Origin of the sequence: Amycolatopsis albidoflavus (assembly GCF_039525725.1) — a bacterium.
In the GTDB taxonomy this organism is placed as follows: Bacteria; Actinomycetota; Actinomycetes; order Mycobacteriales; family Pseudonocardiaceae; genus Amycolatopsis; species Amycolatopsis albidoflava.
In genome coordinates this window covers 276,456-303,005 of the sequence record NZ_BAAAHV010000012.1, presented here as the reverse complement: position 1 = coordinate 303,005, position 26,550 = coordinate 276,456, and the positions used below count along the sequence as shown (strand labels likewise).

Annotated in this window: 30 protein-coding genes and 5 tRNA genes; 22 read left to right on the top strand and 13 right to left on the bottom strand. The window is 70.9% G+C overall.

The features are described 5' to 3' along the window. A complete protein-coding gene (locus ABD156_RS19905; protein WP_344275369.1) occupies positions 1-849 on the bottom strand; it encodes an alpha/beta fold hydrolase in 849 nt (282 codons plus the stop codon). Positions 850-920: 71 nt separating this feature from the next. Beyond that, positions 921-1,799 (bottom strand): NAD(P)-dependent oxidoreductase, encoded by an 879-nt coding sequence (locus ABD156_RS19900; RefSeq protein WP_344275366.1) that lies wholly within the window; start codon positions 1,797-1,799, stop codon positions 921-923. Positions 1,800-2,010: 211 nt separating this feature from the next. Between ABD156_RS19900 and ABD156_RS19895 the strand changes: the two genes are divergently transcribed. Beyond that, positions 2,011-2,292 carry a winged helix-turn-helix transcriptional regulator gene (locus ABD156_RS19895; RefSeq protein ID WP_344277612.1) on the top strand — a complete coding sequence of 94 codons (282 nt, stop codon included), beginning with the start codon at positions 2,011-2,013 and terminating at the stop codon, positions 2,290-2,292. A 7-nt stretch (positions 2,293-2,299) separates the two neighbouring features. Here the strand turns inward: ABD156_RS19895 and ABD156_RS19890 are convergent, their stop codons facing one another. The 6 genes from ABD156_RS19890 to ABD156_RS19865 form a co-directional block, all read right to left on the bottom strand. Next, positions 2,300-2,488 carry a hypothetical protein gene (locus ABD156_RS19890; RefSeq protein WP_344275363.1) on the bottom strand — a complete coding sequence of 63 codons (189 nt, stop codon included), beginning with the start codon at positions 2,486-2,488 and terminating at the stop codon, positions 2,300-2,302. A gap of 2 nt (positions 2,489-2,490) precedes the next feature. Next, a complete protein-coding gene (locus tag ABD156_RS19885) occupies positions 2,491-2,634 on the bottom strand; it encodes a hypothetical protein (protein WP_344275360.1) in 144 nt (47 codons plus the stop codon). 218 nt (positions 2,635-2,852) lie between these two features. Next, the gene (locus tag ABD156_RS19880) at positions 2,853-3,560 is read right to left on the bottom strand and encodes a hypothetical protein (protein WP_344275357.1); all 708 of its coding nucleotides are present in this window, start codon (positions 3,558-3,560) and stop codon (positions 2,853-2,855) included. A 46-nt stretch (positions 3,561-3,606) separates the two neighbouring features. Then, positions 3,607-4,020: a TIGR03668 family PPOX class F420-dependent oxidoreductase gene (locus ABD156_RS19875; RefSeq protein WP_344275355.1), complete on the bottom strand. Its 414-nt coding sequence runs from the start codon at positions 4,018-4,020 to the stop codon at positions 3,607-3,609. A 2-nt stretch (positions 4,021-4,022) separates the two neighbouring features. Further along, entirely contained in the window at positions 4,023-4,922 is a 900-nt protein-coding gene (locus ABD156_RS19870) for a S66 peptidase family protein (RefSeq protein ID WP_344275353.1), read from the bottom strand. Further along, positions 4,919-6,850: a S9 family peptidase gene (locus ABD156_RS19865; protein WP_344275350.1), complete on the bottom strand. Its 1,932-nt coding sequence runs from the start codon at positions 6,848-6,850 to the stop codon at positions 4,919-4,921. The genes ABD156_RS19870 and ABD156_RS19865 overlap by 4 nt, the downstream gene beginning before the upstream one ends. A 130-nt stretch (positions 6,851-6,980) precedes the next feature. Between ABD156_RS19865 and ABD156_RS19860 the strand changes: the two genes are divergently transcribed. Genes ABD156_RS19860 through ABD156_RS19850 form a run of 3 tightly spaced genes read left to right on the top strand, consistent with a single transcriptional unit; the run spans position 6,981 to position 9,264 of the window. After that, positions 6,981-7,556: a DUF3090 domain-containing protein gene (locus ABD156_RS19860; RefSeq protein ID WP_344275347.1), complete on the top strand. Its 576-nt coding sequence runs from the start codon at positions 6,981-6,983 to the stop codon at positions 7,554-7,556. A gap of 8 nt (positions 7,557-7,564) precedes the next feature. Next, on the top strand, positions 7,565-8,374 hold the full coding sequence (locus tag ABD156_RS19855) for an SCO1664 family protein (protein ID WP_344275344.1): 810 nt from the start codon (positions 7,565-7,567) through the stop codon (positions 8,372-8,374). Continuing rightward, positions 8,374-9,264, top strand: coding sequence for a phosphotransferase (locus ABD156_RS19850; protein ID WP_344275341.1), 891 nt, complete (start codon positions 8,374-8,376; stop codon positions 9,262-9,264). Before ABD156_RS19855 ends, ABD156_RS19850 begins: the two co-directional genes overlap by 1 nt. A gap of 177 nt (positions 9,265-9,441) precedes the next feature. Here the strand turns inward: ABD156_RS19850 and ABD156_RS19845 are convergent, their stop codons facing one another. Then, on the bottom strand, positions 9,442-10,434 hold the full coding sequence (locus ABD156_RS19845) for an aldo/keto reductase (RefSeq protein ID WP_344275338.1): 993 nt from the start codon (positions 10,432-10,434) through the stop codon (positions 9,442-9,444). Between the two features lie 162 nt (positions 10,435-10,596). Here ABD156_RS19845 and ABD156_RS19840 point away from each other — a divergent pair, with 162 nt between their 5' ends. The 3 genes from ABD156_RS19840 to ABD156_RS19830 all read left to right on the top strand — a co-directional run bounded on the left by ABD156_RS19840 (position 10,597) and on the right by ABD156_RS19830 (position 13,390). Next, complete coding sequence (locus tag ABD156_RS19840) at positions 10,597-11,403, top strand: DUF3097 domain-containing protein (RefSeq protein WP_344275335.1); 807 nt, start codon at positions 10,597-10,599, stop codon at positions 11,401-11,403. Between the two features lie 92 nt (positions 11,404-11,495). After that, positions 11,496-11,930 carry an NfeD family protein gene (locus ABD156_RS19835; protein WP_344275331.1) on the top strand — a complete coding sequence of 145 codons (435 nt, stop codon included), beginning with the start codon at positions 11,496-11,498 and terminating at the stop codon, positions 11,928-11,930. A 116-nt stretch (positions 11,931-12,046) separates the two neighbouring features. Continuing rightward, on the top strand, positions 12,047-13,390 hold the full coding sequence (locus tag ABD156_RS19830; protein WP_377927588.1) for an SPFH domain-containing protein: 1,344 nt from the start codon (positions 12,047-12,049) through the stop codon (positions 13,388-13,390). A gap of 61 nt (positions 13,391-13,451) precedes the next feature. Here ABD156_RS19830 and ABD156_RS19825 read toward each other — a convergent pair whose 3' ends face one another. Further along, complete coding sequence (locus tag ABD156_RS19825; RefSeq protein ID WP_344275328.1) at positions 13,452-14,795, bottom strand: MFS transporter; 1,344 nt, start codon at positions 14,793-14,795, stop codon at positions 13,452-13,454. A 166-nt stretch (positions 14,796-14,961) separates the two neighbouring features. Here ABD156_RS19825 and ABD156_RS19820 point away from each other — a divergent pair, with 166 nt between their 5' ends. Beyond that, complete coding sequence (locus tag ABD156_RS19820) at positions 14,962-15,531, top strand: TetR/AcrR family transcriptional regulator (protein ID WP_344275325.1); 570 nt, start codon at positions 14,962-14,964, stop codon at positions 15,529-15,531. A 1-nt stretch (position 15,532) separates the two neighbouring features. Here the strand turns inward: ABD156_RS19820 and ABD156_RS19815 are convergent, their stop codons facing one another. After that, the gene (locus ABD156_RS19815) at positions 15,533-16,531 is read right to left on the bottom strand and encodes a DUF5937 family protein (protein ID WP_344275321.1); all 999 of its coding nucleotides are present in this window, start codon (positions 16,529-16,531) and stop codon (positions 15,533-15,535) included. 101 nt (positions 16,532-16,632) lie between these two features. Between ABD156_RS19815 and ABD156_RS19810 the strand changes: the two genes are divergently transcribed. Both ABD156_RS19810 and ABD156_RS19805 read left to right on the top strand, forming a co-directional pair. Further along, the gene (locus ABD156_RS19810; RefSeq protein ID WP_344275318.1) at positions 16,633-17,832 is read left to right on the top strand and encodes an MFS transporter; all 1,200 of its coding nucleotides are present in this window, start codon (positions 16,633-16,635) and stop codon (positions 17,830-17,832) included. Then, entirely contained in the window at positions 17,829-18,596 is a 768-nt protein-coding gene (locus ABD156_RS19805) for an SGNH/GDSL hydrolase family protein (protein WP_344275315.1), read from the top strand. Before ABD156_RS19810 ends, ABD156_RS19805 begins: the two co-directional genes overlap by 4 nt. A gap of 8 nt (positions 18,597-18,604) precedes the next feature. Here ABD156_RS19805 and ABD156_RS19800 read toward each other — a convergent pair whose 3' ends face one another. Beyond that, on the bottom strand, positions 18,605-19,132 hold the full coding sequence (locus tag ABD156_RS19800; protein WP_344275312.1) for a CGNR zinc finger domain-containing protein: 528 nt from the start codon (positions 19,130-19,132) through the stop codon (positions 18,605-18,607). Between the two features lie 115 nt (positions 19,133-19,247). Here ABD156_RS19800 and ABD156_RS19795 point away from each other — a divergent pair, with 115 nt between their 5' ends. From ABD156_RS19795 to ABD156_RS19765, 7 genes are all read left to right on the top strand, one after another. After that, on the top strand, positions 19,248-19,379 hold the full coding sequence (locus tag ABD156_RS19795; protein WP_344275310.1) for a hypothetical protein: 132 nt from the start codon (positions 19,248-19,250) through the stop codon (positions 19,377-19,379). 366 nt (positions 19,380-19,745) lie between these two features. Then, positions 19,746-19,818, top strand: a tRNA-Gly gene (locus ABD156_RS19790). A gap of 27 nt (positions 19,819-19,845) precedes the next feature. Then, positions 19,846-19,919: transfer RNA gene (locus ABD156_RS19785), tRNA-Arg, on the top strand. A gap of 131 nt (positions 19,920-20,050) precedes the next feature. Beyond that, a tRNA-Gln gene (locus tag ABD156_RS19780) sits at positions 20,051-20,122 on the top strand. Between the two features lie 4 nt (positions 20,123-20,126). Further along, positions 20,127-20,198, top strand: a tRNA-Gln gene (locus ABD156_RS19775). A 21-nt stretch (positions 20,199-20,219) separates the two neighbouring features. Continuing rightward, a tRNA-Lys gene (locus ABD156_RS19770) sits at positions 20,220-20,293 on the top strand. Positions 20,294-21,251: 958 nt separating this feature from the next. Next, a complete protein-coding gene (locus tag ABD156_RS19765; RefSeq protein ID WP_344275307.1) occupies positions 21,252-21,929 on the top strand; it encodes a TMEM175 family protein in 678 nt (225 codons plus the stop codon). A gap of 153 nt (positions 21,930-22,082) precedes the next feature. On the opposite strand, the gene ABD156_RS19760 is transcribed toward ABD156_RS19765, so the two are convergent. Then, a complete protein-coding gene (locus ABD156_RS19760) occupies positions 22,083-23,354 on the bottom strand; it encodes a vanadium-dependent haloperoxidase (RefSeq protein WP_344275304.1) in 1,272 nt (423 codons plus the stop codon). Positions 23,355-23,467: 113 nt separating this feature from the next. On the opposite strand from ABD156_RS19760, the gene ABD156_RS19755 reads away from it, so the two are divergent. The 5 genes from ABD156_RS19755 to ABD156_RS19735 are packed head-to-tail and all read left to right on the top strand — an operon-like array spanning position 23,468 to position 26,523. Next, entirely contained in the window at positions 23,468-24,049 is a 582-nt protein-coding gene (locus ABD156_RS19755; RefSeq protein WP_344275301.1) for an RNA polymerase sigma factor, read from the top strand. Next, the gene (locus tag ABD156_RS19750; RefSeq protein WP_344275298.1) at positions 24,046-24,726 is read left to right on the top strand and encodes a QcrA and Rieske domain-containing protein; all 681 of its coding nucleotides are present in this window, start codon (positions 24,046-24,048) and stop codon (positions 24,724-24,726) included. The genes ABD156_RS19755 and ABD156_RS19750 overlap by 4 nt, the downstream gene beginning before the upstream one ends. Positions 24,727-24,764: 38 nt before the next feature. Then, positions 24,765-25,205 (top strand): cupredoxin domain-containing protein, encoded by a 441-nt coding sequence (locus ABD156_RS19745; protein ID WP_344275295.1) that lies wholly within the window; start codon positions 24,765-24,767, stop codon positions 25,203-25,205. Then, entirely contained in the window at positions 25,202-26,140 is a 939-nt protein-coding gene (locus ABD156_RS19740) for a metallophosphoesterase family protein (protein WP_344275292.1), read from the top strand. Before ABD156_RS19745 ends, ABD156_RS19740 begins: the two co-directional genes overlap by 4 nt. Continuing rightward, positions 26,137-26,523: a hypothetical protein gene (locus ABD156_RS19735; protein WP_344275289.1), complete on the top strand. Its 387-nt coding sequence runs from the start codon at positions 26,137-26,139 to the stop codon at positions 26,521-26,523. The genes ABD156_RS19740 and ABD156_RS19735 overlap by 4 nt, the downstream gene beginning before the upstream one ends. Positions 26,524-26,550: the final 27 nt, after the last annotated feature.

The window sequence follows — 26,550 nt, the reverse complement described above, 5'->3', positions numbered from 1 at the left end:
TCACCGGGAGACGTCGCGGTCGAGGAAGTCCACGAGATGCGCGGTGAAGACGTCGTTGTCGTCCCCGGCGACCATGTGCCCGGCCTTGACCTCCTCGAACCGCGCGCCGGGCGCCAGCCGCCGGAAATTCTCGACGCTCTCGTCGGTCACGACGTCGGACTCGCTCCCGCGCACCAGCATCACCGGGACCTCGAGCGCCCGCGCCGCGTCCGCGAGCCGGTCCTCGCCGATGTCGCGGCTCGGCTCGTCGCCGAAGTCCAGGATCCGCGGATCCCAATGCCAGTGCCAGCGGCCGTCCGCGCGCAGGCGGACATTCTTGCGCAGCCCGTCGAGATTGCGCGGACGGCGGCGGTGCGGGTTGTAGGCGTGGATCGCGTCCGCGACCTCCTCCAGCGACGCGAACCCGTTCGGCGCGCCCGCCATGAACTCGGCGATCCGTTCCCGGCCGGCCACCGAAATCCGCGGCGTGACGTCGACCAGCACGAGCCCCGCGGCGCACCCCGGCCGTTCGCCGGCGGCCGTGAGCGCGGTCATCCCGCCGAGCGACGCGCCCACCAGCACCGGAACCTCGCCGAGTGCTTCCAGGACGGAGTAAAGGTCCTCGACGAACGCGTCCAGGGTGTAGCCGTCTGGCGCCCACTCGCTGTCCCCGTGCCCGCGCGCATCGAGGGTGACCGTCGACCAGCCGTCGCGCGCGACCCGTTCCGCGGCGCGGCCCCAGGAATGCCGGGTCTGCCCGCCGCCGTGCAGGAACAGCACCGTGCCGCGCCGCGCGCCGTCGGGCTCCCAGCGGTCCCCGGCGAGGCGAACTCCCTTGCCGTGAAACGAAACCCGCTGGACCCTGCTCATGTGCGCTCCGTTCGTCACCCTCGGCCCGCACCATATGTCCGGCGCCGCTCGGGTGTTCCGGCGCCCCGCGGCTACGCCGCCGGTTTGCGAAGCACCTCCACCAGCGCCGAGATGCTGTGGTCCCCGTGCCCTGCCTCGACCGCCCGCTGCACCAGATCGTTGAGCGGGCCGCGCCAGGACGTCTCGACGCCCGTCTCCGCGCCGAACGCGTCGTCGTCGGCGGCCATCTCGTGGAAGAGGTTCACCGAGGACGCTGCCTCGGTGTAGTCGCCGCGGTCGATCTCGTCGGCGAAGACCGGCAGGATCGAGTTGATCATCTCGAACCATTTCACGGTGAACCGCACCAGCGTGCTCGCCTCCAGCCCGCGCGACTGGACCGCGGCCGCGCCTTGGAAGAACCCGGCGAGCGCGGGCAACAGGGTCCCGCCGACCGCCATCTCGTACAGCGCGGCCAGATCCGGCTCGCCGCCGAGGTGGACGGTGTCGCCGCCGAGCACCTTCAGCGTGGTCTCGTGCTCGTCGAAAACGGCTTTGTCCCCGGCGTAGTAGAGAAGCGTGTCCCGCGCTCCGACCGCGGACGGCACGTTCTTGACCGCTCCGGCGAGAAACTGCGCACCGCGACCGGCCGCCCACTCGGCCGTCATGCGGGCATCGGCCGGGATCCCGCTGTTCAAGGTCACGAGCGCACGCCCGTCGAAGGAGACCGGCCCCAACGCCTCGCGAGTGTCGCCGAACGTCGTCAGACACGTGACGACCAGCGGGCTCGCGGCGACCGCCGAGGCCGGATCGGCGGCCCGGACCGCCCCGCCGGCCACCAGCGGCGCGGCCTTGTCCGGCGTCCGGTTCCACACCGTCGTCGGATGCCCGGCCGCGAGGAACGCCCCGGCCAGCGCCCGCCCCATCGACCCCAGTCCCACGACGGTCACCGGCGTGCGAATATCCCCAGTCATATTTTTCAGCTCCAGCAATGGTTTCCGATGAATCGCACCGTCCACATCGGACCCTGAGGCCCGGTTCCGGCGTCCGTTTCATCCTGAAGCCGCACGCACCGAAGATCAAGTACCTACAATTTTGTTCGGTACTGACATTATTGTCAGTGAAAAAGGAAGGGAGCCTTCGGTGAAGAAGTACACCTGCGGACTCGACGCGGCGATCGCCGTCATGGGCGGCAAATGGAAAGGCCTGATCCTGTTCGCCCTGAGCGACGGCCCGGTCCGGTTCGGCGAGCTGCGGCGCGCGGTGCCCGGCATCAGCGAGCGCATCCTGATCCACCAGCTCCGGGAACTGGAAGCCAGCGGGCTCGTGCACCGCGAGGTCTATCACCAGGTCCCGCCGAAAGTGGAGTACTCGCTCACCGATTTCGGCCGCACCCTCAACACCGCGATCGCCCCGCTCGGGGAATGGGGCGAGGAACACCTCGAACGGATCGAAGCGCTGCCCTGAAGCCGGGTCAGCGCTTCGCCGCGCGGTACCGGTTGATCAGCGCGGTGAGGGTCGCGTGGTCCGCGCCGCGGTTGAGCGCGGCGACCAGGTCGTCCGGGCAGAGCTGGTAACGATCGCCCCACCAGCGGCGGGCGCGGTTGTCCCAGATCTGGTACCCGCCGGGCACGCCCCGGGCCACGTAGCGCCGTTTCGCCATCGTCAGTCCTCGTCGAACGCCGCGGCGAAGGTGGGAGCCAGTCGCGTCAGCTCGGCCTGCTGCGCCGTCGCGTCTATGTTCGTGCTGTCGGTCCGGATCGCGAGCACCCGGTCGCCGCGGGCGAACACCAAGGCGCAACTGGACATCCCGGCCGCCCGGAACCGGCGGCAGGAGCCTGTCGCTGCTCGGCTCCCACGTCGCTCAACTGCTTCTCAGTCGGCAAATACTTGCTGAGATCCTTGGACGCGGAGGAAGGCGTCGAAGTCTCGCCCGCGCAACTCGCGATCAGCGCGAGCCCGGCCACGGCCCCCAAGATCCCCCTCCGCACGCAGGGAAGATCGCCGGGCTCGTGCCCAGCGTTACCTCAGTCCTGGTCGAACGCCGCGGCGAAGGCGGGAACCAGCCGCTTCAGTTCGGCCTGCTGCGCGGCCATGCTCATTTGGTAGTCGGTGGCCGCGACCGCAAGAACGCGATTGCCGTGCGCGAGGACCAGGACACAGCCGGCCATCCGGGCCTCCGCGAACTGCCCGCAGAACCCGAGCTGGGGATCACCGGTGCCGGGGACCGAGAACCGGGACTTCACCGTCAGCTCGGCGTCCTCGGGGAGCCCTTTGCCGTGCGAGGAGAACCGGCTCACGACTGCGAGATCGTGGTCTCCCGACACCGTCTTCCCGCAGCCGAGCGCCTTGTCCAGGCCCGAGACGACCTGCGATCCGGTGTAGCCCTCGTACTCGGCGAGCCGTTGCCGGATCCAAAGCGTGTCCTTTGTGGAGTACGCCTGCGCGCCGTCCCGCACGGCGGCGTCCCAAGGCTGGTCGGCGCCGCACGCCCGCACGATGCGCAGCGGCGTGTTCGGGCCGACGACGTACGGCAGCCGATCCCGTCCCACGGTGAGACCGGCCTTCGTCAGCTCGTCCCCGCTCGGCAGATACCTCGTGAGGTCACCCGCGGCCAGCGGCGGCGCGGAACTCGACGGCGGTGCCGGACTCGGCTTCGGAGCAGCCGCCGGACCCTCGGCCGAACAGCCCGCGACCAGCAGGACAAGGCCGGTCAGCACAAGCGCGATACGCATGATCCTCCCCAGTTCGGGAGAAAGATCGCCAAGCCCGGACCGTTCGTTACGAACCCGCCCAACCCCGCCAGGTTCGCACCTCTGTCACGACCACCGCGTGCTCCGGCGGCCTCTCCGCGTACTGCGGATACTTCTCCGTCAACCAACCGGCATACGAAGCCCGCGAAGCGTCAGCGACCACCCGCGCCGCCCCGTCCGCGCGGGCCCACCACAACCGCGACCAGTCCTCGTCGTACTCGTCGACCAGGAACGACACCGCCGGGTTCTCCGCGATGTTCGCCAGCCGCCGCAACGAGGTCGTGGTCTTCGGCTTGTGGTCGACCGCGAACACGACCGTGTCGTCGCGCACCGCGAACGTCACCGGCACCAGATGCGGGACCCCGCGACTGTCCACTGTGGCGAGACGGGCCACCCGCGCCGCCGCGAAGCGCGCCCGGGTTTCCACAGTGGACAGTCGCATGCTCAGTCCAGCGCGGGGGAGTCGAGGGTGACGGTGCCCAGTTCCGTGTCGAGCGAGGCCGAAACCCCGAGCGGCAGCGTCGGCGACCCCGCCACGTGCCCGAAGCCGAACCCGCTCAGCACCGGAACCCCGAGCGGCGACAACCGTTCCGCCAGCAGTTCCCGGACCTCCGCCGGGTCGCCGCACGCGGCCCACGAACCCAGCACGATCCCGCGCACGCCGTCGAGCCAGCCGGAACGCAGCAGCTGCGTCACCATCCGGTCGATCCGGTACGGGCTCTCGGTCACGTCCTCCAGCAGCACGATCCCGCCGCGCGCGGACCCCTGCTCAGCCGTCCCGACCCCGGACGCCAGCAGCGACAGATTCCCGCCCACCAGCACGCCCAGCGCGCGGCCGGGCACGACCACATCCGGCTCCCGCGCCCGCAGCACCCGCGCGTGATCCGGTTCGAACAACGTCCGCCGCAGGTGCTCCGACGCGTCTTCGTCGAAGAGGACGCTGGCCGGCATCGGCGAGAGCAGCGTCGCAAGGTCCAGATGGGTGTGCACGGCCCGGTGCAGCGCGGTCACATCGCTCGACCCGGCCAGCACCTTCGGCCCGGCAGCCCGCAACGCCGCCCAATCCACCAGATCGATCATCCGCTGCGTCCCGTAGCCGCCGCGCGCCGCGAGCACGCACCGGACCTCCGGATCCAGCCACGCCTCGGTGAACTCCGCCGCCCGCGCCTGGTCCGGCGCGGACAGGTAGGACTGGCCGGAAGCCCGCACGCCGGCCCCGATCCGCACCTTCACGCCCCACTCGCGCAGCATCGGCAGCGCGGCGTCCAGCAGATCCTGCGGCACCGGTCCGGACGGCGCGACGAGCGCGACGGTGTCCCCGGCGGAGAGTCTGGCGGGCCTCATCGGGACAGCTCCAGCCGCGGCACGTCCGGCGTCTCGAAGCCGAACACCTGGCCGTAGAAGGAAAGTTCCGCCTCCAGCGCGGCGACGATCGTCTCCGCCTTCCGGAAACCGTGCTGTTCGCCCTCGAACCGCAGGTACGCGTGCGGGATCCCGGTTCCGTCGATTTCGGAAACGAACCGGTCCGCCTGGTCCGGCGGGCAGATCTCGTCCTCCAGGCCCTGCAGGAACAGCACCGGCCCGGCCAGCGAACCCACGTGCGTCATCGGCGAGCGCTCCCGGTACCGCGCGGCGGTTTCCGGATACGGGCCGACCATGCTGACCAGGTACTGCGACTCGAAGTCGTGCGTCTCGCCGCCCTCGCCGGTCCAGCCGGCGAAGTCGAGGATCGGGAACTTCACCGTCGCCGCCGCGTAGGTGCGGGTCATCGTGATCGACGCCGCCGAGGTGAACCCGCCCGCGCTGCCGCCGCGGACGCCCAGCCGGGCCCGGTCGGCGATCCCTTCCGCGACCAGCGCTTCGGCGACCGCCGCGCAGTCGCGCACGTCCACCACGCCCCACTGCTCTCGCAGCCGCTCGCGGAACGCGCGTCCGTAGCCGGTGGAGCCGCCGTAGTTCACCGCGACGACGCCGATGCCGCGGCTGGTGAAGTACGCGAAGTCCAGGTCCAGCGATTCGTCGCTGTGCCCAGTCGGCCCGCCGTGCACGTGGACCACGTACGGCGGCAGTTCGCCTTCCGGCGCGACGAAGTCCGGGTTGGTCGGCGGGAACACGTAGGCCGGGATGTCCGCGCCGTCCGGTCCGGTGAACACCCGCTCCTGCGGCACCGGCAGGTACTCCGCGGGCGGCAGCGAGGCCGGCTGCGGCGTGAGCGCGCGCCACTTCCCGGTGGCCGGGTCCAGCACCACGACCGCGCTCTCGTGCCGCGGCCCGCCCGCGATCCCGGCGATCCCGTCCGGCGTCGCGACCAGCCCGATCGACGACCACACGGTCAGCTCGGTGTCGACGCGCGTGACCGAACCGTCGCTCTCGTCGAGGATCGCCGGCTTGCCGGAGTCGAGGACCGCGTGCTTCCCGCCGCCCAGCGGAGCGAACCAGCTGGTGCCGAGCTTCCACATCGGCCCGCCCAGCTCGCGCTCCACCGGCGCGAGATTGACGGTCGCGCCGTCGAGCCCGACGCGGTGCAGGTTCCACCAGCCGTCCGGGTCGGCGAGCACGAGCAGCTGATCCGCGGTCTCCCACGCGACCTGGCACACCGCGACGTCCGGCCCGCCCGCCAGCACGCGCGCGTCCCCGAAGGAACCGTCGGCCGCCACCGGCGCGACGAACAGCTCGGTCCCGTCCCACGGCATCGCCGGGTGGTCCCACGCGATCCACGCGGCGTGCGCGCCGTCCGGCGACAGCTGCGGCGCGGTGAAGAACCGGTGCCCTTCGACGAGCACTCGTTCGGCGGAGCCGTTCAGCGGGATCGCGACCAGCTCGCGGGAGATGTCAGTGCGCCGCGGCCCCGTGCTGCGCTCGCGGACCGCCCACACCTCGCCCTCGCGGCCGGGCCGGAGATCGCCGTACCGGACGCCCTGCGGCGTGGCCGGTTCTGGGGTGAGCGGGGCGACTTCGCCGTCCTTCAGCGCGTACACCCGCTGATCGGCCCAGTGCGTGAACACCACGACGCCGTCGACCGCGAGCCACGGCCGCCCGCCGTATTCGTGCACCCGGTTGCGGACGTTCCACGGCGCGGGCAGCACGTCCTCGACGCCGCCGCCGGGAAGCGCGCGCACGAGCGCGACGCGACCGCCTTCGGCAGGCCGCGCCTCCGCCCACCAGAGCGCGCCGTCGACCGCGGCGAGCCATTGCGCGCCGCCGCCGGCGGCCGCGGCGTCGGCCGCGGTGACGGGAGAGGTCCAGGTTCCATGAGGAGAGATGCGAGGCACCCGGAAAGCCTAACGAGGATCCGCTGCGTGTCCGGATCCGCACGCACCGCGCAGGAATCCCGCGCGAACTCCCCTCAACCCGGGGCGGCGGATGCCGATCATGCGTGCGTGGCCTAGGGTCGAAGACGCTATGTCACGCGTAATCCACGTCTTCCGCAAGCCCGACCGGTTCGTGGCCGGCACGGTCGGCGAGCCCGGCGACCGCACCTTCTACCTCCAGGCGACGGAGGACGTGCGGACGATCAGCGTCACGATCGAAAAACAGCAGGTGGTCGTCCTCGCGGAGCGGCTCGGGTCGCTCCTGGAGGAGGTCGCCAGCCGGTTCGGGGCCGACGTGCCCGCCGAGGCCCCCGACGACGAGGTCGACGTGGACCCGCTCGCGGTGCCCGTCGAGGAGGAGTTCCGGGTCGGCACGATGGGGCTCGGCTGGGACGCCGACTCCGGCGCGGTCGTCGTGGAGCTGCTCGCGATCACCGAGGGCGAAATCGACGAGACGGTCGTGCTCGACGACACCGAGGAGGGCCCGGACGCGGTCCGCGTGTTCCTCACCCCGGTCGCCGCCCGCGCCTTCGCCGAACGCGCCGACCGCGTCGTCAACGCCGGCCGCAAGCCGTGCCCGCTGTGCGGCGAACCGCTCGACCCGGCCGGGCACATCTGCCCGCGGCAGAACGGGTACCGGCGCGACGTCGACGTGACCGAGGACTGAGGGCGCCCGTGGCGAGCACCGCGCCAGGGCCGGCCGACCCCGCCGCCCGCGATTTCGTCTCCCGCGGCCGCATCGACGTCGAGGGCAGGCTGGTCGACGCCTCCAACGTCACGCTGTTCTGCGCGATCGAACTCGACGGCGTCACCGGCCGTGTCGTGTACAAGCCGGTGTCGGGGGAGCGCCCGCTGTGGGACTTCCCGGACGGCACCCTCGCCGGCCGCGAGGTCGCCACCGCGATGATCTCCGACGCCTGCGGCCTCGGCGCGATCCCGCCCACCGTGCTGCGCGACGGCCCGTTCGGGCCCGGCATGGTGCAGCTGTGGGTCGAGACCGAGGAGGACACCGAAGTCGTCGAGGTCTGCGCGCCGGAGGAAGTCCCCGAAGGCTGGCGCACCGTGCTGCACGCGCACGACCGGCTCGGCGAACCGGCGGTGCTCGTCCACGCCGACCACCCGGACCTGCGCGAACTCGCGGTCCTCGACATCGTCGTCAACAACACCGACCGCAAGGGCGGCCACCTGCTCGCCGCGACCGACGGCCACGTCTACGGCGTGGATCACGGCATCTGCCTGCACACCGACCCGAAGCTGCGCACCGTGCTGTGGGGCTGGATCGGCGAGGAACTGCCCGAGGACGCGGTCGAGAAGCTGCGGAAGCTCCGCGCGGACCTCGACGGCCGCCTCGGCGCGGAACTCGGCGAGCACCTGACCGCCTTCGAGATCCGGGCGCTTTCGCAGCGCACCGACTACCTGCTCGCCGAGGCGGTGTTCCCCGAGCCCGGCGACGACTGGCGCGCGATCCCCTGGCCGCTGTTCTGATGGCGGAACTGAGAGACAACGCTCTGATGGACACCGCTGCCCGCGGTCGCCTCGTCAACCGCTTCGGCCCGGCCGCGCAAGCGTGGTGCGACGCGCTGCCCACGCTGGTCGACCGGCTTTGCCGCCAGTGGGGCCTCACCGTGTCCGAAGCCCGGCCCGGCAACACCGGCCGCACGCTGCTCTGCCGCGACGGCGAGGGCACGCTGAAGGTGCTCAAACTCTGCCCGGACCGCGCGATCGCGACCGCGGAGGCCACCGCACTCGGGTCGTGGACCGGTCTGTCGCGGGTCGTGCAGATCCTCGACGCCGACCTCGACCACGGCGCGGTGCTGCTCGAAGGACTCGAACCGGGCGACACGTTCACCGAACGCGGCGCGGACGTCCCGTGGGACCAGATCGGCGAACTGCTCGCCGACATCCACGGCGTCCCGGCCGCCGGGCCGTTCCCGACCCAGCTCGAACGCGTCCGGTTCATGTTCGGCCTCGCCGAGCAACGCCTCGCCGGATCCCCGGCCGAACCGCACCTTCCGCTGGAATCGCTGCGCACCGGACTGGCCCGCGCCGAGAAACTGGCGGCCAGCGGCCCGATCGCGCTCGTGCACGGCGACCTGCACCCGGGCAACGTCCTGGACGCCGGACCGGAGCGGGGCGCGGTCGCGATCGACCCCAGGCCGTGCGTCGGCGACCCGGCCTTCGACGCCGTCGACTGGGCCGTGCTGCCGATGGCCGACGGCGCCGCAGTCGAGGACGGGATCGCCGAACTCCCGCACCTCGACGGAGACCGGGTGCGTGCGTGGTGCGTCGCGCTCGCCCCGCTGGTGGCGATGGGCCCGCTCCGCCGCGGCGGGCCGACGCCGTTCACGGACGCCGTACTGCGGCTTGTGCGCTGACCCCGGTCCAATGCCAGGAACTCAAGGCCGCACAGCGGCCGAGGCTAGGTGTCCGTGAGAGGCCTACGAGACTTGCCAGGCAAGGCGAACGTACGTGAGGGGAACCCTCACGTACTCAGATTCCCCCAGGGTTCCCCTCACGTACTTCATCCGCAGCCTCGCCTCAGGTCGAGCCCGCTAACGCCGAGCGATCTCGGCGGTGTGCGCGGGAAGGTAGCGCTCGCCCGTCACCTGGTCGTTCAGCGGGTCCAGCGCGGCCAGCGCCTCGGCGTCCAGGGTGAGCTCCAGCGCGGCGGCGTTCTGCTCCAGCCGGGCCGGGCTGCGGGTGCCCGGGATGGCCGCCACCGTCACCCCGAGCCGCTCTGCCTGGGCGTACACCCACGCCAGCGCCACCTGCGCCGGAGTGGCGCCCAGCCGGTCGGCCACCTCGCGCACGCTCTGCGCGATCTTCTCGTTGGCCTCGCCCGCCTCCCCGGTGAAGCGGGGGTTGGTGCGCCGGAAGTCCTTCTCACCCAACACGGACCGGTCCAGGGCACCGGTCAGGAATCCCCGCCCCAGCGGCGAGTACGGCACCAGCCCGACTCCCAGCTCGGCCATCACCGGGGTGACCGCCTCGACGTCGCGGGTCCACAGCGAGTACTCGCTCTGCACCGCCGCGATCGGGTGCACCGCGTGCGCCCGGCGCAGCAGCCCGCCGTCGACTTCGGACAGGCCCAGGTAGCGGACCTTGCCCGCCTTGACCAGTTCGGCCATCGCCCCGACGGTCTCCTCGATCTCCACGTCCTGCGGCGGGCGGTGGGCGTAGTACAGATCGATCACGTCGACGCCCAGCCGCAGCAGCGAGGCGTCGCAGGAGCGCAGCACGTAGTCGCAGGCTCCTCGGATGCGGCGTGCCGCGTCGCCGCCGCTGCGGTCGAGGCCGAACTTCGTGGCCAGCTGCACCTGGTCCCGGCGCCCGTGGACGGCCCGGCCCACCAGCACCTCGTTGTGCCCGGTGCCGTAGGCGTCGGCGGTGTCCAGGAACGTGACGCCCAGCTCCAAAGCCCGGCCGATCGTGGCCAGGCCCCCGTCCCAGTCGGCGGCGCCGTAGCTCTCGCTCATCCCCATGCACCCCAGGCCCATCGCGCTGACAGCGAGACCGGGCGAGCCGAGCGTGGTTCGGGTGATCATGCGCGGATACTCCTCCTGCCCGGCCGACCGGGCGGTACTGCGAAAACTGACGGACGCCGCCGACGCTAGGAGCTGGAGCGCGCTCCACGTCAAGCCGGAGGACCGGCTCCTTCCGGCGTGGCGGCGGGACGTGCCCCCGCCGCGCCGATAACGTGCCCGACCGTGCGCTATCACGACGTGCTGTCCGGCCCCCGCAAGCGGAAGATCCCGGAGGTCCCCGCCGAGCCAGGCCTCGTGGTCGAGGACCCGGCGAGCGGCTACTGCGGTGCGGTGGTGAAGATCGAGTACGGCAACGTCGTCCTCGAAGACGCCAAGGGCCGCCACCGGGTGTTCCCGCTCGCGCCCGCCGGGTTCCTGCTGGAAGGCAAGCCGGTCACGCTCGTGCCGGTCAAGAAGACCGCCGCCCCCGCGCGCCAGGTGTCGGCGTCGGGGTCGGTCCGCGTGCAGGGCCTGCAGGCGCGGGTCGCGCGCGACTCCCGGATCTGGGTCGAGGGCAAGCACGACGCCGAACTGGTCGAACGCGTCTGGGGACACGACCTGCGCGTCGAGGGCGTCGTCGTGGAACCGCTCGACGGCGTCGACGTCCTGGCCGACCGGATCGCCGAATTCGGCACCGGTCCCGGCCGCAGGCTCGGCGTGCTCGTCGACCACCTCGTCGCGGGCAGCAAGGAATCCCGGCTGGTCGGGCAGATCCGCGATGAGCAGGTGCTCGTCACCGGGCACCCGTACATCGACGTCTGGCAGGCGGTGAAACCGGCGTCGGTCGGCATCCGCGCCTGGCCGGAGATCCCGCGCGGCATCGAATGGAAGGCCGGCATCTGCGACGCGCTCGGCTGGGGCGAACCGTACGAGGGATGGCAGCGCGTGCTCGCCGGGGTGCGCAGCTTCCGCGATCTCGAAACGCCGCTGATCGGCGCGGTGGAACGGCTCATCGACTTCGTGACCGAACCGGGCGACGACGCTCCGTAATGCCCGGTTTGCCGGAAAAATCCAAGGTCACGCGTCGGTCACGTCGAGTAGTTTGCCCGGTGCGAAACGACCCGATCTGAGAGCATGAGGGCATGGCAGCGGCTCTGATCTGGCTGATCATCGGCATCGTCCTGATGATCGCGGAGGTGATCTCCGGGGACTTCGTGCTGATCATGCTCGGCATCGGCGCGCTGCTCGGAGCCGGCTCGGAAGCGCTGACCGGCAACATCTACATCGACGTCGCCGTGTTCGCGGTCAGTTCGGTCGGGCTGCTCGCGCTGGTCCGCCCGGCGCTCAAGCGCCGCTTTCTCTCCGGGTCGGGCATCCCCACCGGCATCGACGCGCTGGTCGGAGCCCGCGCCGTCGTAGTGTCCACTGTGGACTACGATGCCGGCCAGGTGAAAATCGGCGGCGAGGTGTGGTCGGCGCGCGCCGTGCACGAATCGCAGCCGCCGATCGCGCCGGGCACCAGCGTCACGGTCGTCGAGATCTCCGGCGCCACGGCCGTGGTGGACATCGTCGCGTGAGGCGCCGTCCGAGGAAAAACGGTACTAGGTAAGGGGAAACGCTCTTGTCGACAATAGCGATCGTCGTGGTCGCGCTGCTGGCCCTGTTCGTCATCATCACAGTGGTCAAGGCGATCATGGTGGTGCCACAGGCCCAGTCGGCGGTGATCGAGCGGCTCGGCCGGTTCCGCACGGTCGCTTCGCCCGGCCTGACCTTCCTCGTCCCGTTCCTGGACAAGGTGCGCGCGCGGATCGACCTGCGCGAGCAGGTCGTCTCGTTCCCGCCGCAGCCGGTGATCACCGAGGACAACCTGACGGTGAACATCGACACCGTCGTGTACTTCCAGGTCACCGACTCGCGCGCCGCGGTCTACGAGATCTCGAACTACATCATCGGCGTCGAGCAGCTCACCACCACCACGCTCCGCAACGTGGTCGGCGGCATGAGCCTGGAAGAGACCCTGACCTCCCGCGACTCGATCAACACCCAGCTGCGCGGCGTGCTCGACGAGGCCACCGGCCGCTGGGGCATCCGCGTCGCCCGCGTCGAGCTGAAGGCGATCGAGCCGCCCGCCTCCATCCAGGACTCGATGGAGAAGCAGATGCGCGCGGACCGGGAGAAGCGCGCGATGATCCTCACCGCCGAAGGCCAGCGGGAATCGTCGATCAAGACCGCCGAAGGCCAGAAGCAGAGCCAGATCCTCGCCGCGGAAGGCCAGAAGCAGGCCGCGATCCTCGCCGCGGAAGCGGAACGGCAGTCGCGGATCCTGCGCGCACAAGGTGAACGAGCCGCTCGCTACCTGCAGGCGCAGGGCCAGGCGAAGGCGATCGAGAAGGTGTTCGCGGCGATCAAGGCAGGCCGCCCGACGCCGGAGGTCCTCGCCTACCAGTACCTGCAGACGCTGCCGCAGATGGCGCAGGGCGACGCGAACAAGGTCTGGATGATCCCGAGCGACTACGGCAAGGCCCTCGAAGGCTTCGCCCGCGCGCTCGGCGCTCCCGGCGACGACGGCGTGTTCCGGTACGAGCCGCCGAAGGACGACACCCCGGCCCGCCCGGACCTCGACGACGACGAGGTCGCCGGCTGGTTCGACACGAGCAGCGACCCGAAGGTCGCCGAAGCCGTGGCGGCCGCGGAAGCGGTGGCGCGCAAGGAGGTCGACGGGCCGCTGGGCGCGTCGACCGAGCGCCGGGCGATCGGCGGGGCTCCGGCGGCGAAGCCCGAGGCTCCCGCGCCGGTCCAGGAAGAGGAGCCGCCCGCGCCGCCGGAGCGGCCGCAGCAGCCCAGCACGCCGCCGCCGGCTCAGCAGCAGCAGTCGTTGCCGCAGCCGCAGCCCCCGGCGGGCCCGCAGGGCGGCCCGTACCAGGGACCGCCGCCGCAGCAGTTCGGCGGACCGCACGGACCCGGACCGGGCAGCGGGCCGTTCCCGCAGCAGGGACCGTTCGGCGGACCTCAGGGCGGGCCGCCGCCGCAGCGCTGACCACGTCGTGCGAAGGGGCTGCCACTCCGGATTTCCGGGTGGCAGCCCCTTTTTCGTGCGCTCAGCGGGCGTAGACGGCGACGTCGTCGATGTCGGCCTTCGAACGATCGGGCAGCGCGATCACGCACAACACAGTCACCACAACGGAAGCGACGATGTAGATCGAGATCGAGTACGGCGTGCCGGTGGTGTGCAGGAGCCAAACCGCCAGCAGAGGCGCGGGGCCGCCCGCGAACACCGACGCCAGTTGATATCCCAGTCCCGCGCCGCCATAGCGCAGATGCGTCGGGAAGCTCTCGCCGATGAGCGCCGCCTGCGGCCCGTACTGCATCGAGTGCGCCACCAGCGACACGATGATGGCCAGGAAGATCATCGCGTGGCCGCTGTGGGTCAGCACGGTGAAGTACGGGAACGCGATGACGCCGGTCAATACGGCACCGGTGAGGTAGACCTGTTTGCGGCCGATCCGGTCGGACAGCTGGGAAAACAGCGGGATCAGCAGCAGCTCCGCCGCCGCTCCGACCAGGACCGCGTTGAGCACGAAGGTTTTGCTGAATTCCGGTCGTTGCACCACATAGAGCAGGACGTAGCTGGTGAACAGGTAGAACGGCATCTGCTCGCTGAACCGCAAACCGGCCGACAGCAGGATTTCCCGCCAGTGACGGCGGACCACGTCCTTCACCGGGGCTTTCGAGGTGCGCTTCGCGGCGACCGCGGCGGCGAACATCGGGGTTTCCAGGATCCGCAGCCGGATGACCAGGCCGATCGCCACCAGGACCAGGCTCAGCAGGAACGGGATTCGCCAGCCCCACGAGGAAAAAGCGTCCGGAGACAGCGTCGCGGACAGCAGGGTCATCCCGCCGGTGCCCAGTACGAGTCCGACCGGAACGCCGACCTGCGCGAAACTCGCCAGCAGCCCGCGCCGGCGCTGGTCGCCCCATTCCATCGCCAGCAGCACCGATCCGCTCCACTCGCCGCCGATCGCGATGCCTTGCACGAGACGCAGCAGGACCAGGATCAGCGGGGCCGCGATGCCGATGGTCGCCGCGCCGGGCAGCAGGCCGACCACTGCCGAGGACAGGCCCATCAGCAGGAGCGTCACGATGAGTGTCGCCTTGCGGCCGAGCCGGTCGCCCCAATGGCCGAAGATCGCCGCGCCGATCGGGCGGGCCGCGAACCCGACCGCGTAGGTGGCGAACGACTGCATGACCCCGGCGTACGAGGAGGACGCGGGGAAGAACAGATGGGGAAAGACCAACGCGGCGGCGGTGTTGTAAAGGAAGAAGTCGTACCACTCGATGGTGGTGCCGATCGAACCGGCCAGGGCCGCCCGGCGTACCTGCACCCGGCGGTCGCCGGAGGAAGCTTGGACTGACTGGGTGACCTCGTTGTCGCCTAGAGTCATGGTCGTGCACCTCTCGTGACGGTCGTCACACTACAGTGTGAACGACCGGCAGAGGTTTGACGATTCCTGACGTCTGCTCCGGACGGGTTGTTTCCGACCCTCCGGCACGCCGAACCCACCTGGATCGGGCGCCGCGCGGGCAGGACGCGCGACTACCATCACAGCCGTGACGGAGGACAAACCGCTGCGCGCCGACGCGCGGCGAAACCGCGCGAAGGTGCTCGAAGCCGCCGAGACCGTGTTCGCGGCGAAGGGCACCGGCGCGCCGACCGAGGAGGTCGCGCGCGAGGCCGGCGTCGGCATCGGCACGGTGTTCCGGCACTTCCCCACGAAAGAAGCGCTGCTGGAGGCCGTGCTCTACGCGCGGCTGCACCGGTTCGTCGACGAGGCGGACGCCGTCGTCGCGCAGAACGCCGAGGACGCCGGTGCCGCGTTCTTCACCTTCCTCACCAGCTGGATCGAGATGTCCAGCGCCAAAAACGCCTACTTCGAAGCGCTCACCTCGGCCGGCGTGTGCGTGCCCAGCACGGGTTCGGTGATCGGGGAGCGGCTGCGCGAATCCCTCGGCGTGCTGCTGCGGCGCGCCCAGGACAGCGGCGCGGTGCGACGCGACGTCACCACCACCGAGCTGATCCCGGTGATCATCGGCACCGCGAAGGCGGCCGAGCACGTCGGGGCCGATCGGGAGCTGCGAGACCGCACTATCGCGATCCTGTTCGACGGCCTCCGCACCTGAGTCAGCGAAGCACGGCGGCCAGCAGATCGGTGCCCAGCGAGGACAGCTGCGGCAGATCGAGCGAGTAGCGCACGTACCGGCCTTGGCGCTTGGTGGTGAGCAGACCCGCCCGGCGCAGGACCGCGAGATGCCGGGACACCTCCGGCGCGGACAGATCCCAGGTGTGCGCGAGTTCGCTGGTGGTGTGCGGGCTCCGCGCCAGCGTGCGGACCAGGCGCAGCCGCACCGGATGGGCCAGCGCGTCAAGCCGCAGTTCGACCGTTTCCAGCGGCACGGGCGCGGCGGCGTCGGCGACCGGGTACTGCACGACCGGCTGCCAACCGGCGGCGTGCACGACGACGAGGTGCGGGCTGCCGAAGACGCTGGGGATGAACGTGACGCCGTCTTGGGCGGAGGTCGCCTTGTCCTGCAGCTTGTCCACGACGATGCGGGAGCCGTCCTCGGACAGCGTGACCGCGCTGGAAACCGCGTCGAGCGCGGCGCGGAGTCCCTTGTGTCGCACCAGGTCTTGCTTGTGTCGCAGGTCCGCGGCGAGCTGCGGTTCGAGGCCGGCCCACGCGCTGTCGAAGAAGGCTTCGGCGCATTGCTCAAGGGTGTCGCGGACGCGGGCCCTTGTGGCCGCGGGGTCGGTCAGGAGGCTTTCGGCGAAGGCTTCCTGCCGGGGGCCGCGTGCCTGGGCGAGGTCGAGAGCACGCTCGCGCGTGTCCGGGTCGGCGAGCGGGGATCGGGTCGCGATCCGGGTGCTGCCGCAGGCCGAGACGAGCGCCGCGGTGGCGTACGTTTCGTGGTCGATCGCGTCGACGTCGGCCAATTCCTCGGCAAGGGCCGGGCGCGGACGTCCGGGCAGCAGGAAGTCCGCCTGCGAAGACCGCCACAGGGAATCGGCTTCCCGCACGCGTTCGGCCAGTTCGGGCCGCATCCCGGCCCAGACTTCGCCCGCCCACGCGGCGAACCGCACCTGCCCGGCCGGCGGTCCGGCGATGTCGATCCTCAACGGCACCGCACCAGCATCGCCGATCGGCCCGGCCGGGCCTTCGCCGGTTGACGGAAACTGCGAATCGGCGTGCTCCGGCCGAGGTCCGCGCAGCAGGGTCGAGCGCCATGACCACCAAGATCCGGCCGAGCGCGCTGATCCGCGTCTCCGGCGGCCCGCGCTACGCGGCCGCCATGGCCGTCGACGCCCTCGGCGCCGGCCTGTTGCGCCCGTTCCTCCTGATCTACGGCGTAACCGTGCTCGGCCTGTCCGCGCCCGCGACCGGTGCCGCCATGACGGCTGGCGTCGTGGCCGGGCTCGGCTGCCTGCCGTTCGTGGGGCGCTGGCTCGAACGCGGTGCGCGCACCACCGTGGTGGCCGCTTCGATGCTGGTGCGTGCGATCGGTGTTGTGGTGCTGCTTGCCGCGCCGGCGGGGGAGATGTGGACGTTCGTCGGCGCGGCGATTCTGCTGTCGGCAGGGAATCAGGCGTGGCCAGCTGCTTACGCCGCACTCGTCGCGACGCTCGCTGAAGGCAGGCAACGCGATGCCGCTCTCGCCGCCGGTCGTTCCCTCCGCAATGCCGCGCTCGGCATCGGCGCACTGCTGGCGACGGCGTGCCTGGCCGGTGGCGCGAATGCCTTGCGCGCCATGGCGATCGGGACCGGGATCGCGTATCTGATCGCCGCTGCCTTGGCGTGGTCAGTCCACTTGCGAGCCCCGGCCGCCGTGGCGGAACCTGTGGCCGAAAGCGCGCCGCGGATGGGCGCGCTGCTTGCCGCGAACGTCGTCTACGCGTTTTGCCTCAACGTGCCCGAAATCGCGTTGCCCTTGGTGCTGACCGCTTATCTGCATGCGTCCCCGGCGTGGTCGGCGGCGATCTTCGTGGCCAACACCGTGCTCGTGGTCGCCCTGCAAGTGCCGGTCACCGTCCTGCTGTCGAGGGTTTCCCGGCGGACCGCGCTGGCGGGCGGCGGAGTCGTGCTCGCCTTGTCGTATCTCGGCTTTCTCGCGGCGACCTCGCTCGGATCCGGCTGGGCGGCGCCCGCGATCGCCGCCGTTTCGGTGGTCTGCACCATCGGCGAGATCATCTACGCGGGCAGCGCCACGGCGTTCGTCATGGCCCAGGCGCCCGCGCGCTTGCTCGGCCGGGCGGTGGCCCGCTTCGAACTGTCGACTGGCGTCGGGCTGGCGATTTCGCCTGCTGTGCTCACCGCGCTCGCTCCGCTCGGCCCCGGCGCGCTCTGGGGCGGGCTCGCGGGAGCTACCCTCGTGTCCGCGGGCGCCATCGCAGGGGGCGGGGGAGCCGGGCCTAAACTGAGCCAATGACCAACCGCTTAGTCTGTATTGGCGATTCGTTCACCGAAGGCGTCGGGGACGACGATCCGTCCGCGCGCAACGGGGTGCGCGGATGGGCCGACCGGGTCGCCGAGGTGCTGGCCGCCGGCGAGCCCGGGTTCCGGTACGCCAATCTGGCGGTGCGCGGGAAGCTCCTGCCGCAGGTGCTGAACGAGCAGGTCGAACCGGCGCTGGCGATGAAACCGGAGCTCGTCACCGTCTACGCGGGCGGAAACGACCTGATGCGGCCGCGGGTGGACGTCGACAGCCTCGCCGATTCGTACGAGCGCGCGGTGGCCCGGTTCCGCGCGGCCGGCGCGCAGGTGCTGCTGTTCACCGGCGTCGACGGCGTGGAAGACGCGCTGTTCCGGCAGATCCGCGGGCGGGTCGCGATCTACAACGAGCACGTGCGCGGCATCGCGGCCCGGCACGAGACGCTGCTGGTGGACATGTGGTCGATGCGCCAGCTGCGCGACCGGCGCATGTGGTCCCCGGATCGCCTGCACCTCAACGCGGCCGGGCACACCGAAATCGCCATCGCCGTCCTCGACGCGCTCGGCGTCCAGCACAGCCTCACGCACGCCGCGCTCGGTCCGCGGCCTCGCCTGTCGACGCGGGAACAGCGCGCGGCGAACCTTCGCTGGGGCCGGGAACACGCGCTGCCGTGGATCGGCCGCCGTCTCCGCGGCGAGTCCTCCGGCGACACGATCGCCCCGAAATACCCGGAACTGCGGGCGTTCGAGGCGGCTGACTGACCTGCTGCTCAGCCCACGAGCTGCCGCGCGCGATGGTCGGCGACGTTGACCCTCGTGCCGCAGCGAGTGGAGCAGAACCGCCGGCGTCCGTTGCGCGAGGTGTCCACGAAGGCGATGCCGCACCCTTCGCGAGCGCAGACGCCGAGGCGATGCGGCTCCTCGCACACGAGATGCGCGAGCCCGCCAGCGGTGTAAGCGTAGAACCGCTCGACCACGCCCGCGCCTTCGCTGGAGTAGTGCAGATGCGGCGCTTTCCCGTCGTGACTGGCGATATTCGGCCGGCACGCGGCGACGGCGAGCAGCTCGTTCAGGAGATCGATGCGCTCGGCCGTCGTCTCCGCGACGAACACCTCGTGCAGCCGCCGCCCCCACGCGAGGATCCGCTCGGCTTCGTCGGAGGTGATGCGCGGCAGCACCATGTCGCGCGCCTGCCCCGCGGCCCGCACCTCGGCGGCCGTGACGTCGTCGCGCTGGGCAAGGGTGGCCAGGTCGGCGGCTACTTGCGCGCCCGCGCCGCCGTAAGGGTTGAAGTGCACTCGCCCATTACAACACGATCCGCCGCCCAGGGAAATACCTCTCCGGAAAATAAGATTGACGCACCGCTTCGGCGTAGGTGAAGATGAATGCACCACAGCGGATGAAGGAGCGGTCATGACGAACAAGCGACAGCGGGAGACGCGAGGCCAATATCCGGCCGCGGTCCGCGCTGTCCAGCGTTCCGTTCATCAGCGCCGCACCGGCCGAAAAGGCGGCTCGCTCGGCGGTATCCGCTCCCTGACCTGACGCAGCAGTCGCTGCGCACCGGGAGCCGCCCGTCGGGAAACCGATCCGGGCGGCTTCTCTTATCGGGTCCTCCGAATGCCATTGGTTGCGGCTCTTATTTTCGCGACGACATTTCCTGCTGCCCATTTTTGACCGGCGCGCGGTCCTTTGACAACTGCACAGCGAAAAAAGACATTTCCGAGACTCGTCCCCGTCGCCTCACCCGCGGCCAGGACGAGCGCCGGGTCCGGCAGCCGCGCGCCGCCGGACCCGCACGGTGAAGACGGGGCGGTGGCGGCCCCACCCGGCTGTAACCCGGGCGCCCGTTGCGGGCAATGAGGGTTCGACTCCCTCCTTCACCACTGCGCCCTGGTCAGGGCGCGTCCTGCGGTCGTGGTGAACTCGGGGGACACGTCGGTCTTCCAAACCGAAGAAGAGGGTTCGATGCCCTCCGGCCGCTCGCGGTCCGGCTCCGTGCCGGACGCACACCCCTGTAGCTCAGCGGGAAAGAGCGCCGCACTACGAATGCGGAGGCGCCAGGTTCGAGTCCTGGCAGGGGTACGGGCCCGGCGCCGAGGGGGCGCCGGCGCCTGCTCACATTCCCGGATGCGAGGGGCATCGGCGACCCCGCCTGGTTCGGGACCAGGAGACACCGCGTTCGATCCGCGGGCATCCGACTGGCCATGGCGCGTTCCCGGTTGGTGTAACCGGCAGCATCGCGGATTTTGGATCCGCGGGCCCAGGTTCGAATCCTGGACCGGGAGCCCGTGCCCGTTCGTCCAACTGGCAGGACGCCGCGCTCTGGACGCGGAAACCGAGGTTCGAACCCTCGACGGGCAGCTCTCCTTCCCGCCTCGCCGCGGGCCGTTAGCTCAATCGCGCAGAGCAGCCGGCTTTTACCCGGCGGGTTCAGGGTTCGAGTCCCTGGCGGCCCACTTTCGAACCCCAGGTCACCGGTGTCGGTGACCTGGGGTTTTGTGCTGTCGGAGTCGTGGGCGATCGCCGACACCAGGGCGCGAAACCAACCCACTCGATCAATCGCGGACCTACCGCGTCGCAATATTCTCCGCCGCTGGGGCATTCGGCGGCGACCTGTTCCCGTCATGGCCTGGTGGCTCGCGGTCGGAGGTCTTCCACCGGGGTGCGGAGCAGCTCTACGCTTGGCTGAAGGCGCGAAGCCGACGTCGGCGCGGGTCGGCGTCATGGGGGCGGGTCGGCATGAAAAGCGTTGGCCGGGAAGAGTCGGGGACCGTTCGCCGGCGGTGGCTGGGCGGACTCCTGGTCATGGCCGGGGTCGCGCTGTTGATCGCGTGCGGTGCCGGTGCGACCATGCAGCACCAACGTGCCGACAACCTTGCTGCCCACGGAGTTCGGACGCAGGGCACGGTTGTCCTGGTGAACGGCGACCGCCCCTCGCGGCGGGGCTTCGTCCAGGCCCCGACGATCTGCGCACCAGTGACCTGACCAACGATCCGTGGGGGATCGACTTGGCGATCATGGTCGTCTTTCTGCTGTCGTTGGGCTGACCCGCGACGGGCAGCGGGCAAACGCGGGCACCGCCTCAACCGCGACGACGAATCGTCACCGCCAGCGGCTTCGCGGACGTCGGGCTGACCGGCTCGAAGGCACGCGTCACCGGCGAGCAGTTCCGGCGAAGGAAATCCGAACAGCCTTTCCGGCTCCGGGCAACCAGAACCGGCGACGACGCTGCGGAATGCAAGGTGCGCGAAGGAACCGTGGTTCCGTTCGTCCACTCCGGAACGGACTTCCGGGCAGTTGCCGCGCCGGTGTCGCTCAGGCAGGCGTGTCGCGGCCGTGATCCCGGCAGCGGTCCTTGTATAGCCAGCGGTGAGAGTCCGTTCTGCGGGCCTGACTGAGGAAGGTGCGACGCGCATGAGTGCCAGCGACGAAACCGGCGCGGGAGGGCCCGGCCAGCCGGTTTCCGCGCCGGGCAAGAGCAAGGGCGGCGCCTCCGGGGAGCGGCTGGTGCTGTTCACCGACGCGGTGACCGCGATCTCGATCACCTTGCTGATCCTGCCGCTGGTCGACCTCGTCCCGGAGGTCGCCTCCGCCCGCGGGCACGCCAGCGAGGTGATCACCGGTCACTTCGACCAGATCTGGAGCTTTCTGCTGAGTTTCGCGGTCATCGCGAACATCTGGCGGGAGCATCACCGGACGTTCTCCTCGGTCGCGAGGGTCACCCGCCCCTTCACGATGTGGAACATGGGGTGGTTGCTGTCCGTCGTCGTTCTTCCGCTCCCGACGGAGATGATCGGCGCCTTCGGCCGAGACCGGTTCGTGGCGGTGTTCTACTACGCGACGCTCCTGGCGAGCATGGTGTGCCGGTTCGCGATGCTGAAGATCCTGAAAGCCGACCCAGCGCTAATGGAGGAGGACGATCGGGAGCCGGAGACGCTCCGGGAGCTCTACCAGGAGAGCTACCTCAACGTCCTGGCGCTGGTCCTGGCTTTGGCCCTCGCCCTCGCCGTGCCCGCGCTGCAGTACTACAGCCTGGTGCTGCTCGTCCTGCCCGGCAGGCGGGTGCTCCAGCGGCGCCGGCGGGCCAGCTGACTGTCGGACGGAATGAAGAGAAGGCCGACATGGTGGACTCGCGCGCTGCGGCGGTCGCCGATGTCGTCTCCCGCCCGGCTGAGCCGAGCGGGAGACGAGTTCCCCAATCCGACGGCGGCAACGAGTCGCGCGATCGAGCGGATGACGCGAAGGTCAGGCGCACAGAACGAACGCGGCGACGTCGCGGCCGAGCTGGCGGCCGGCGTCGTGGTCGAGCCGGGTGTGCACGCCAGCGGCAATGCGGCTCAACCCCGCTTCGTCGGCCACGTCCTGGAACGTGCTGAACCGCCGGACCACGCCCGGCAGCGCCTCGGACGTGACTTCCAGTGTCCATCGCGGCCCGTACTCCTCGCGCAGGACCTGCGCGCCCGCCTGCGAGACGACGCTGTGCGCGCCGGGGTACGCCGGATCCGCCGGGGTGGTGGCGAGGCTCGACCAGTCCGGGATCCCGTCCGTCGCCGGGTTTCCGTCGTCGGCGGCGAGGCGGACCGCGGTGATCGGCCGCCAGATCCGGTAGTGGTACTTCGCTTCGTAGAACGCGATCACGGCGTCGGCGAAGGTCAGGTTCAGCTGTGCGAACACCCTGGCCGCGACGGGCAGGCTGCTGTGCGAACCGCCGACGACCGATTGCGCGATCTCGTTCCAGTAGTTCCAGATCGGCGCCGCCCAGAACCGCGCCTGCACGGTCTGGTCCGCGGTGCGGGTAGCGCTCGTGTCCCGGCCCGTCGCGGCGACCTCGTTCAGCGCTCTCGCGTACCGGGCGCTGTCGAGCGCGGGGTACGGGCCGGGCCGGAATTGCCCGGCCCGGTCGAGCACGAATGGCGTCACGTCGGGCCAATGGGTGAACACCGCGGGCGTGAACGCGGGCGGCGTCGGCCGGTACTGCCCGGGGGCCGTTCCCGGCGTCAGCACCGGCGGGATCGCCGCGGAGCCGTCGTCCGCGCGCAGGCCGAGCAGCAACCGGGCCACCAGCCGTCCGGCTCGCACGCCGCGGTCGCGCTCGGCCGGCGGGATGCCGGTCAGCTGCCCGGTCAGCAGGGTCGCGAGTTCCGCGGACCGGGTGGGGTAGAGCGCGGCCAGGACATCGTGCGCGGCCTGCGCCGCAGCCGCTTCCGGTGCCGCGTGGCCCCGGACCTCGAGCGTGAACAGGTACGAATGCCCGTCGCCGGCGGTCGCGACGACGGCGTCGTGCATCGCCGCGTGCAGCAGCGCGAAGCTGCGCGTCGGGTGTACGGTCGCAGGCTGGAGGCCGGGCGTGCGCACGATCGCCAGCAGCTCACGGTTCCAGGCGAGGACGATGTCCGCGCCGCCCGAGCGGATCGGCGTCGCCGCGGCGGCGGGCCTCGGCAGGCTGGCGGTGGCGAGCACGGCGGCGGCCGCCCCTCCGGTGACGAGCAGTTGCCGACGTGACATCGATGTGGTCATTTCGCTCCCCGGGTAGTCGGAAACTCCGCTCACAGATACGGTCTCCGGTTACGCGTAACCCCGGTTCGTATCCCTCTGGTGGTGGGAAGAAACCGGCGGGGAGAAGGCGGGCGGTGCCGGTGGCACAGCGATTCCGGCGCAGACGCGCCGAACAGGACGAGGCGGGCGCGGCGCCCCGCGCGCGGCTGCACGCGGTCGGCGCGGACGTCTACCCGGACTGGGAGGCGGTCTACCGCGACAACGTCGACCGCGTGTTCCGGCTGATGTTCTCGAAGGTCGGCAACCGGCCCGACGCGGAGGACCTCACCACGGAGGTCTTCCTGACGGCGTTGCGGCCGCTGCGGGTCTCGGCGAGCGTGGGCGAGGTCCGGGCGTATCTGCTAGCCACCGCGCGGACGGTGCTGGCCGGGCATTGGCGGCGCACGCTCGGCCGGGAGATCACGGCCCTGGACGAGGAGCGCGACATCGCGGCGTTCGAAGCGGACACCGTGGACCCGGGCGTGCTCGCCCGCGCCGAGGCGATCCTCGCGCAGCTGCCCGAGCGTTACGGCCGGATCCTGCGCCTGCGGTTCTTGCAGGCCTGCTCGTTGAAGGAGGCTGCGGCCGAGCTGGGCACCACCGTCGGCAACGCGAAGGTGCTGCAGCACCGCGCGTTGCGCCAGGCGGCCCAGCTGGCGGAAAGGATGGAGACGTGAGCACTCGAGGCGTCCGCCGGTTCGTCAAGGACCTCCTGCGCCGGCGCCGGCCGCGCCCGTTCGAGGCCGGCCCCGGCGACGAGGCCGAGCTGCGGACCGCGGTGCTGCTGCGCGCCGCCCGGCCCGGCGGTGCGGCTGCGGGCGAGGAGTTCGTCGCCGCGCTGCACCGACGGCTAGCCCAGGAGCTGCGCGAACCCGAGCCCGTGCGGGGCGGCAACCGGCGTCGGTTCATCCAGGTGTCCTCGGCCGCCGCGGTGGCGGCTGCGGCGGGCGCGGGCGTCGAGTACTTGGTGACGTCCGGGGCCGAGCCGGCCGCCGCGCCTCCGGAAGAGAAGACTCTGCGGCCCGAGAACGGCCAGTGGCGAGCTGTTGTCGCGGCGCAGGACCTGCCCGAAGGCGGCGTGGTGGCGTTCGACTTCGGGGCCGTCGCCGGGTTCGTGCAACGCTCCGGCGGGCAGGTGCGCGCGGTTTCGGCGACGTGCACGCACCTCGGCTGCCGGTTGAACCTGGACGCGCCGGCCCGGCGGCTGAACTGCCCGTGCCACCGGACGTCGTTCGCCGTCGACGGCGCGGTCCTCACACACCAGCTGCCGGTGACCCCGCCGCCGCTGCCGCACCTGGTGGTGCGCGAGTCCAATGGCGTCGTCGAAGTGCTGGTGCCGGGGGAGGGTGCGTAACCCCCGCGCGTATTCCTGGTATGAGGAAATCCGTTGGGGTGAAACACTTCCTGCTCATCACCGCGGGCGTGCTGGCGTTGGCGGCCTGCTCCGCTTCGCCTCCCGCCGCGCCGCCTCCGGCCGCGCCGATCACATCGATGACATCGATGACATCGATGACATCGATGCCGGGGATGCCCGGGATGACGCCGCCGCCGTCACCGAGCGCGGCCGCCAGCTCCACGGCGAATGCCGTGGCCATCAAGGACTTCGCGTTCGCTCCCGCAGCGACGACGGTGAAGAAGGGCACCACCGTCACCTGGACCAACCAGGACCAGGACGCGCACACGGTCACCAGCACGGGATCCGGCGGACCGCTGCGGTCGGCGACTCTCCAAACTGGACAGTCCTATCAGTACACATTCAGCACGCCGGGCACGTTCGAGTACCTGTGCACCATCCACCCGTTCATGACCGCGACCGTGACGGTGACCCCGTGACCGAAGACGATCACAGCCCGGAAGGGATGACCCGGCGCCAGCTCCTGCGGCACACGGCGTGGTTCGGCGCGGCCGTGGTCCTGACGGTCAGCGGCGGCGAGGTGATCAGCCGGATCGCCGCGCCGGGCGACGCCGCCGCGGTCGACGACCCGAACGCGTTGCGGTTCATCCAGGTCAGCGACAGCCATCTCGGCTTCACCGGGTCCGCCAACACGGCCGTCGAGTCGTCGTTTTCGGCAGCTATCGCGCAGATCAACGCGCTCGGCTACCGCCCGGACTTCGTCATGCACACCGGCGACCTGACGCATCTTTCGACGGCTGCCCAGTTCGACCAGGTCAAGCAGATGATGAGCACTCTCGACACCGGGCACGTGTCCACGGTGCCCGGCGAGCACGACTCGATCGACGACGCCGGCCAGAAGTACCGCAAGGCCTTCGGCGCGGGCACGGCGGGCGACGGCTGGTACAGCTTCGACGTCAAGGGCGTCCACTTCATCGCCCTGGTCAACACGTTGAGCCTGGAGAAACTCGGCCACCTGGGCCCGGACCAGCTGGAATTCGTGCGCAAGGACGTCGCGAAGCTCGGCTCGGACACGCCGATCGTGGTGTTCAGCCACATCCCGCTGTTCGCGATGTACCCGACGTGGGGCTGGGGGACCGACGACGCGACCCAGGCGCTCTCGTACCTGCGGCGGTTCTCGTCGGTGACCTGCCTCAACGGGCACGTGCACCAGCTGTTCACGAAGACCGAAGGCAACATCACCTTCCACAGCGCGACGACGACCGCGTATCCGTTGCCCCAGCCGGGAACGCGGCCGGCGCCGACTCCGGTGACCCTGCCCGCGGGCAAGCTGAAGGACGCGCTTGGCATCCGCGAAGTGTCCTATCGCCCGGGCGGGCCAGGCCTGGCGGTGAAGGACGTGAAGCTGGCATGAACACCGTCCTCCGCCTCGCGACAGCAGTGTGCCTCGCGGCAAGCGGGTATCTCCACGCGCAGCTGTACGTCGGCGGCTATCGCGTGATCCCGGTGATCGGGCCGTCGTTCCTCGTTCAGGCTTCCGCGGCGTTCGCTGTCGCCGTGCTGGTGGCAGTGGGCGGCCCCTTCCTGCTGCGGCTGGCGGCGGCCGCGCTGGCTGCGGGTGCTTTGGCGGGCTTCGTGCTTTCGCGGACGACCGGGCTGTTCGGCTTTTCCGAACGGGGTTTCCAGCCCGCGCCGGAGGCTTTGCTGAGCGTCCTGACGGAAGCCGCGGTGCTCGTCCTGGTCGCGGTATCGCTTTACCGGGTGCGTCGATCCGTCAGGACGGCGTCGGCACCCTGATGCGGCTCATCGGCTGACGGTCTCGCC

Bases quoted from the DNA above. Each gene is read 5' to 3' on its own strand.
- ABD156_RS19905 (WP_344275369.1), bottom strand. From the start codon at position 849: ATGAGCAGGGTCCAGCGGGTTTCGTTTCACGGCAAGGGAGTTCGCCTC.
- ABD156_RS19900 (WP_344275366.1), bottom strand. From the start codon at position 1,799: ATGACTGGGGATATTCGCACGCCGGTGACCGTCGTGGGACTGGGGTCG.
- ABD156_RS19895 (WP_344277612.1), top strand. From the start codon at position 2,011: ATGGGCGGCAAATGGAAAGGCCTGATCCTGTTCGCCCTGAGCGACGGC.
- ABD156_RS19890 (WP_344275363.1), bottom strand. From the start codon at position 2,488: ATGGCGAAACGGCGCTACGTGGCCCGGGGCGTGCCCGGCGGGTACCAG.
- ABD156_RS19885 (WP_344275360.1), bottom strand. From the start codon at position 2,634: ATGTCCAGTTGCGCCTTGGTGTTCGCCCGCGGCGACCGGGTGCTCGCG.
- ABD156_RS19880 (WP_344275357.1), bottom strand. From the start codon at position 3,560: ATGCGTATCGCGCTTGTGCTGACCGGCCTTGTCCTGCTGGTCGCGGGC.
- ABD156_RS19875 (WP_344275355.1), bottom strand. From the start codon at position 4,020: ATGCGACTGTCCACTGTGGAAACCCGGGCGCGCTTCGCGGCGGCGCGG.
- ABD156_RS19870 (WP_344275353.1), bottom strand. From the start codon at position 4,922: ATGAGGCCCGCCAGACTCTCCGCCGGGGACACCGTCGCGCTCGTCGCG.
- ABD156_RS19860 (WP_344275347.1), top strand. From the start codon at position 6,981: ATGTCACGCGTAATCCACGTCTTCCGCAAGCCCGACCGGTTCGTGGCC.
- ABD156_RS19850 (WP_344275341.1), top strand. From the start codon at position 8,374: ATGGCGGAACTGAGAGACAACGCTCTGATGGACACCGCTGCCCGCGGT.
- ABD156_RS19845 (WP_344275338.1), bottom strand. From the start codon at position 10,434: ATGATCACCCGAACCACGCTCGGCTCGCCCGGTCTCGCTGTCAGCGCG.
- ABD156_RS19835 (WP_344275331.1), top strand. From the start codon at position 11,496: ATGGCAGCGGCTCTGATCTGGCTGATCATCGGCATCGTCCTGATGATC.
- ABD156_RS19830 (WP_377927588.1), top strand. From the start codon at position 12,047: ATGGTGGTGCCACAGGCCCAGTCGGCGGTGATCGAGCGGCTCGGCCGG.
- ABD156_RS19825 (WP_344275328.1), bottom strand. From the start codon at position 14,795: ATGACTCTAGGCGACAACGAGGTCACCCAGTCAGTCCAAGCTTCCTCC.
- ABD156_RS19810 (WP_344275318.1), top strand. From the start codon at position 16,633: ATGACCACCAAGATCCGGCCGAGCGCGCTGATCCGCGTCTCCGGCGGC.
- ABD156_RS19805 (WP_344275315.1), top strand. From the start codon at position 17,829: ATGACCAACCGCTTAGTCTGTATTGGCGATTCGTTCACCGAAGGCGTC.
- ABD156_RS19795 (WP_344275310.1), top strand. From the start codon at position 19,248: ATGACGAACAAGCGACAGCGGGAGACGCGAGGCCAATATCCGGCCGCG.
- ABD156_RS19765 (WP_344275307.1), top strand. From the start codon at position 21,252: ATGAGTGCCAGCGACGAAACCGGCGCGGGAGGGCCCGGCCAGCCGGTT.
- ABD156_RS19760 (WP_344275304.1), bottom strand. From the start codon at position 23,354: ATGACCACATCGATGTCACGTCGGCAACTGCTCGTCACCGGAGGGGCG.
- ABD156_RS19735 (WP_344275289.1), top strand. From the start codon at position 26,137: ATGAACACCGTCCTCCGCCTCGCGACAGCAGTGTGCCTCGCGGCAAGC.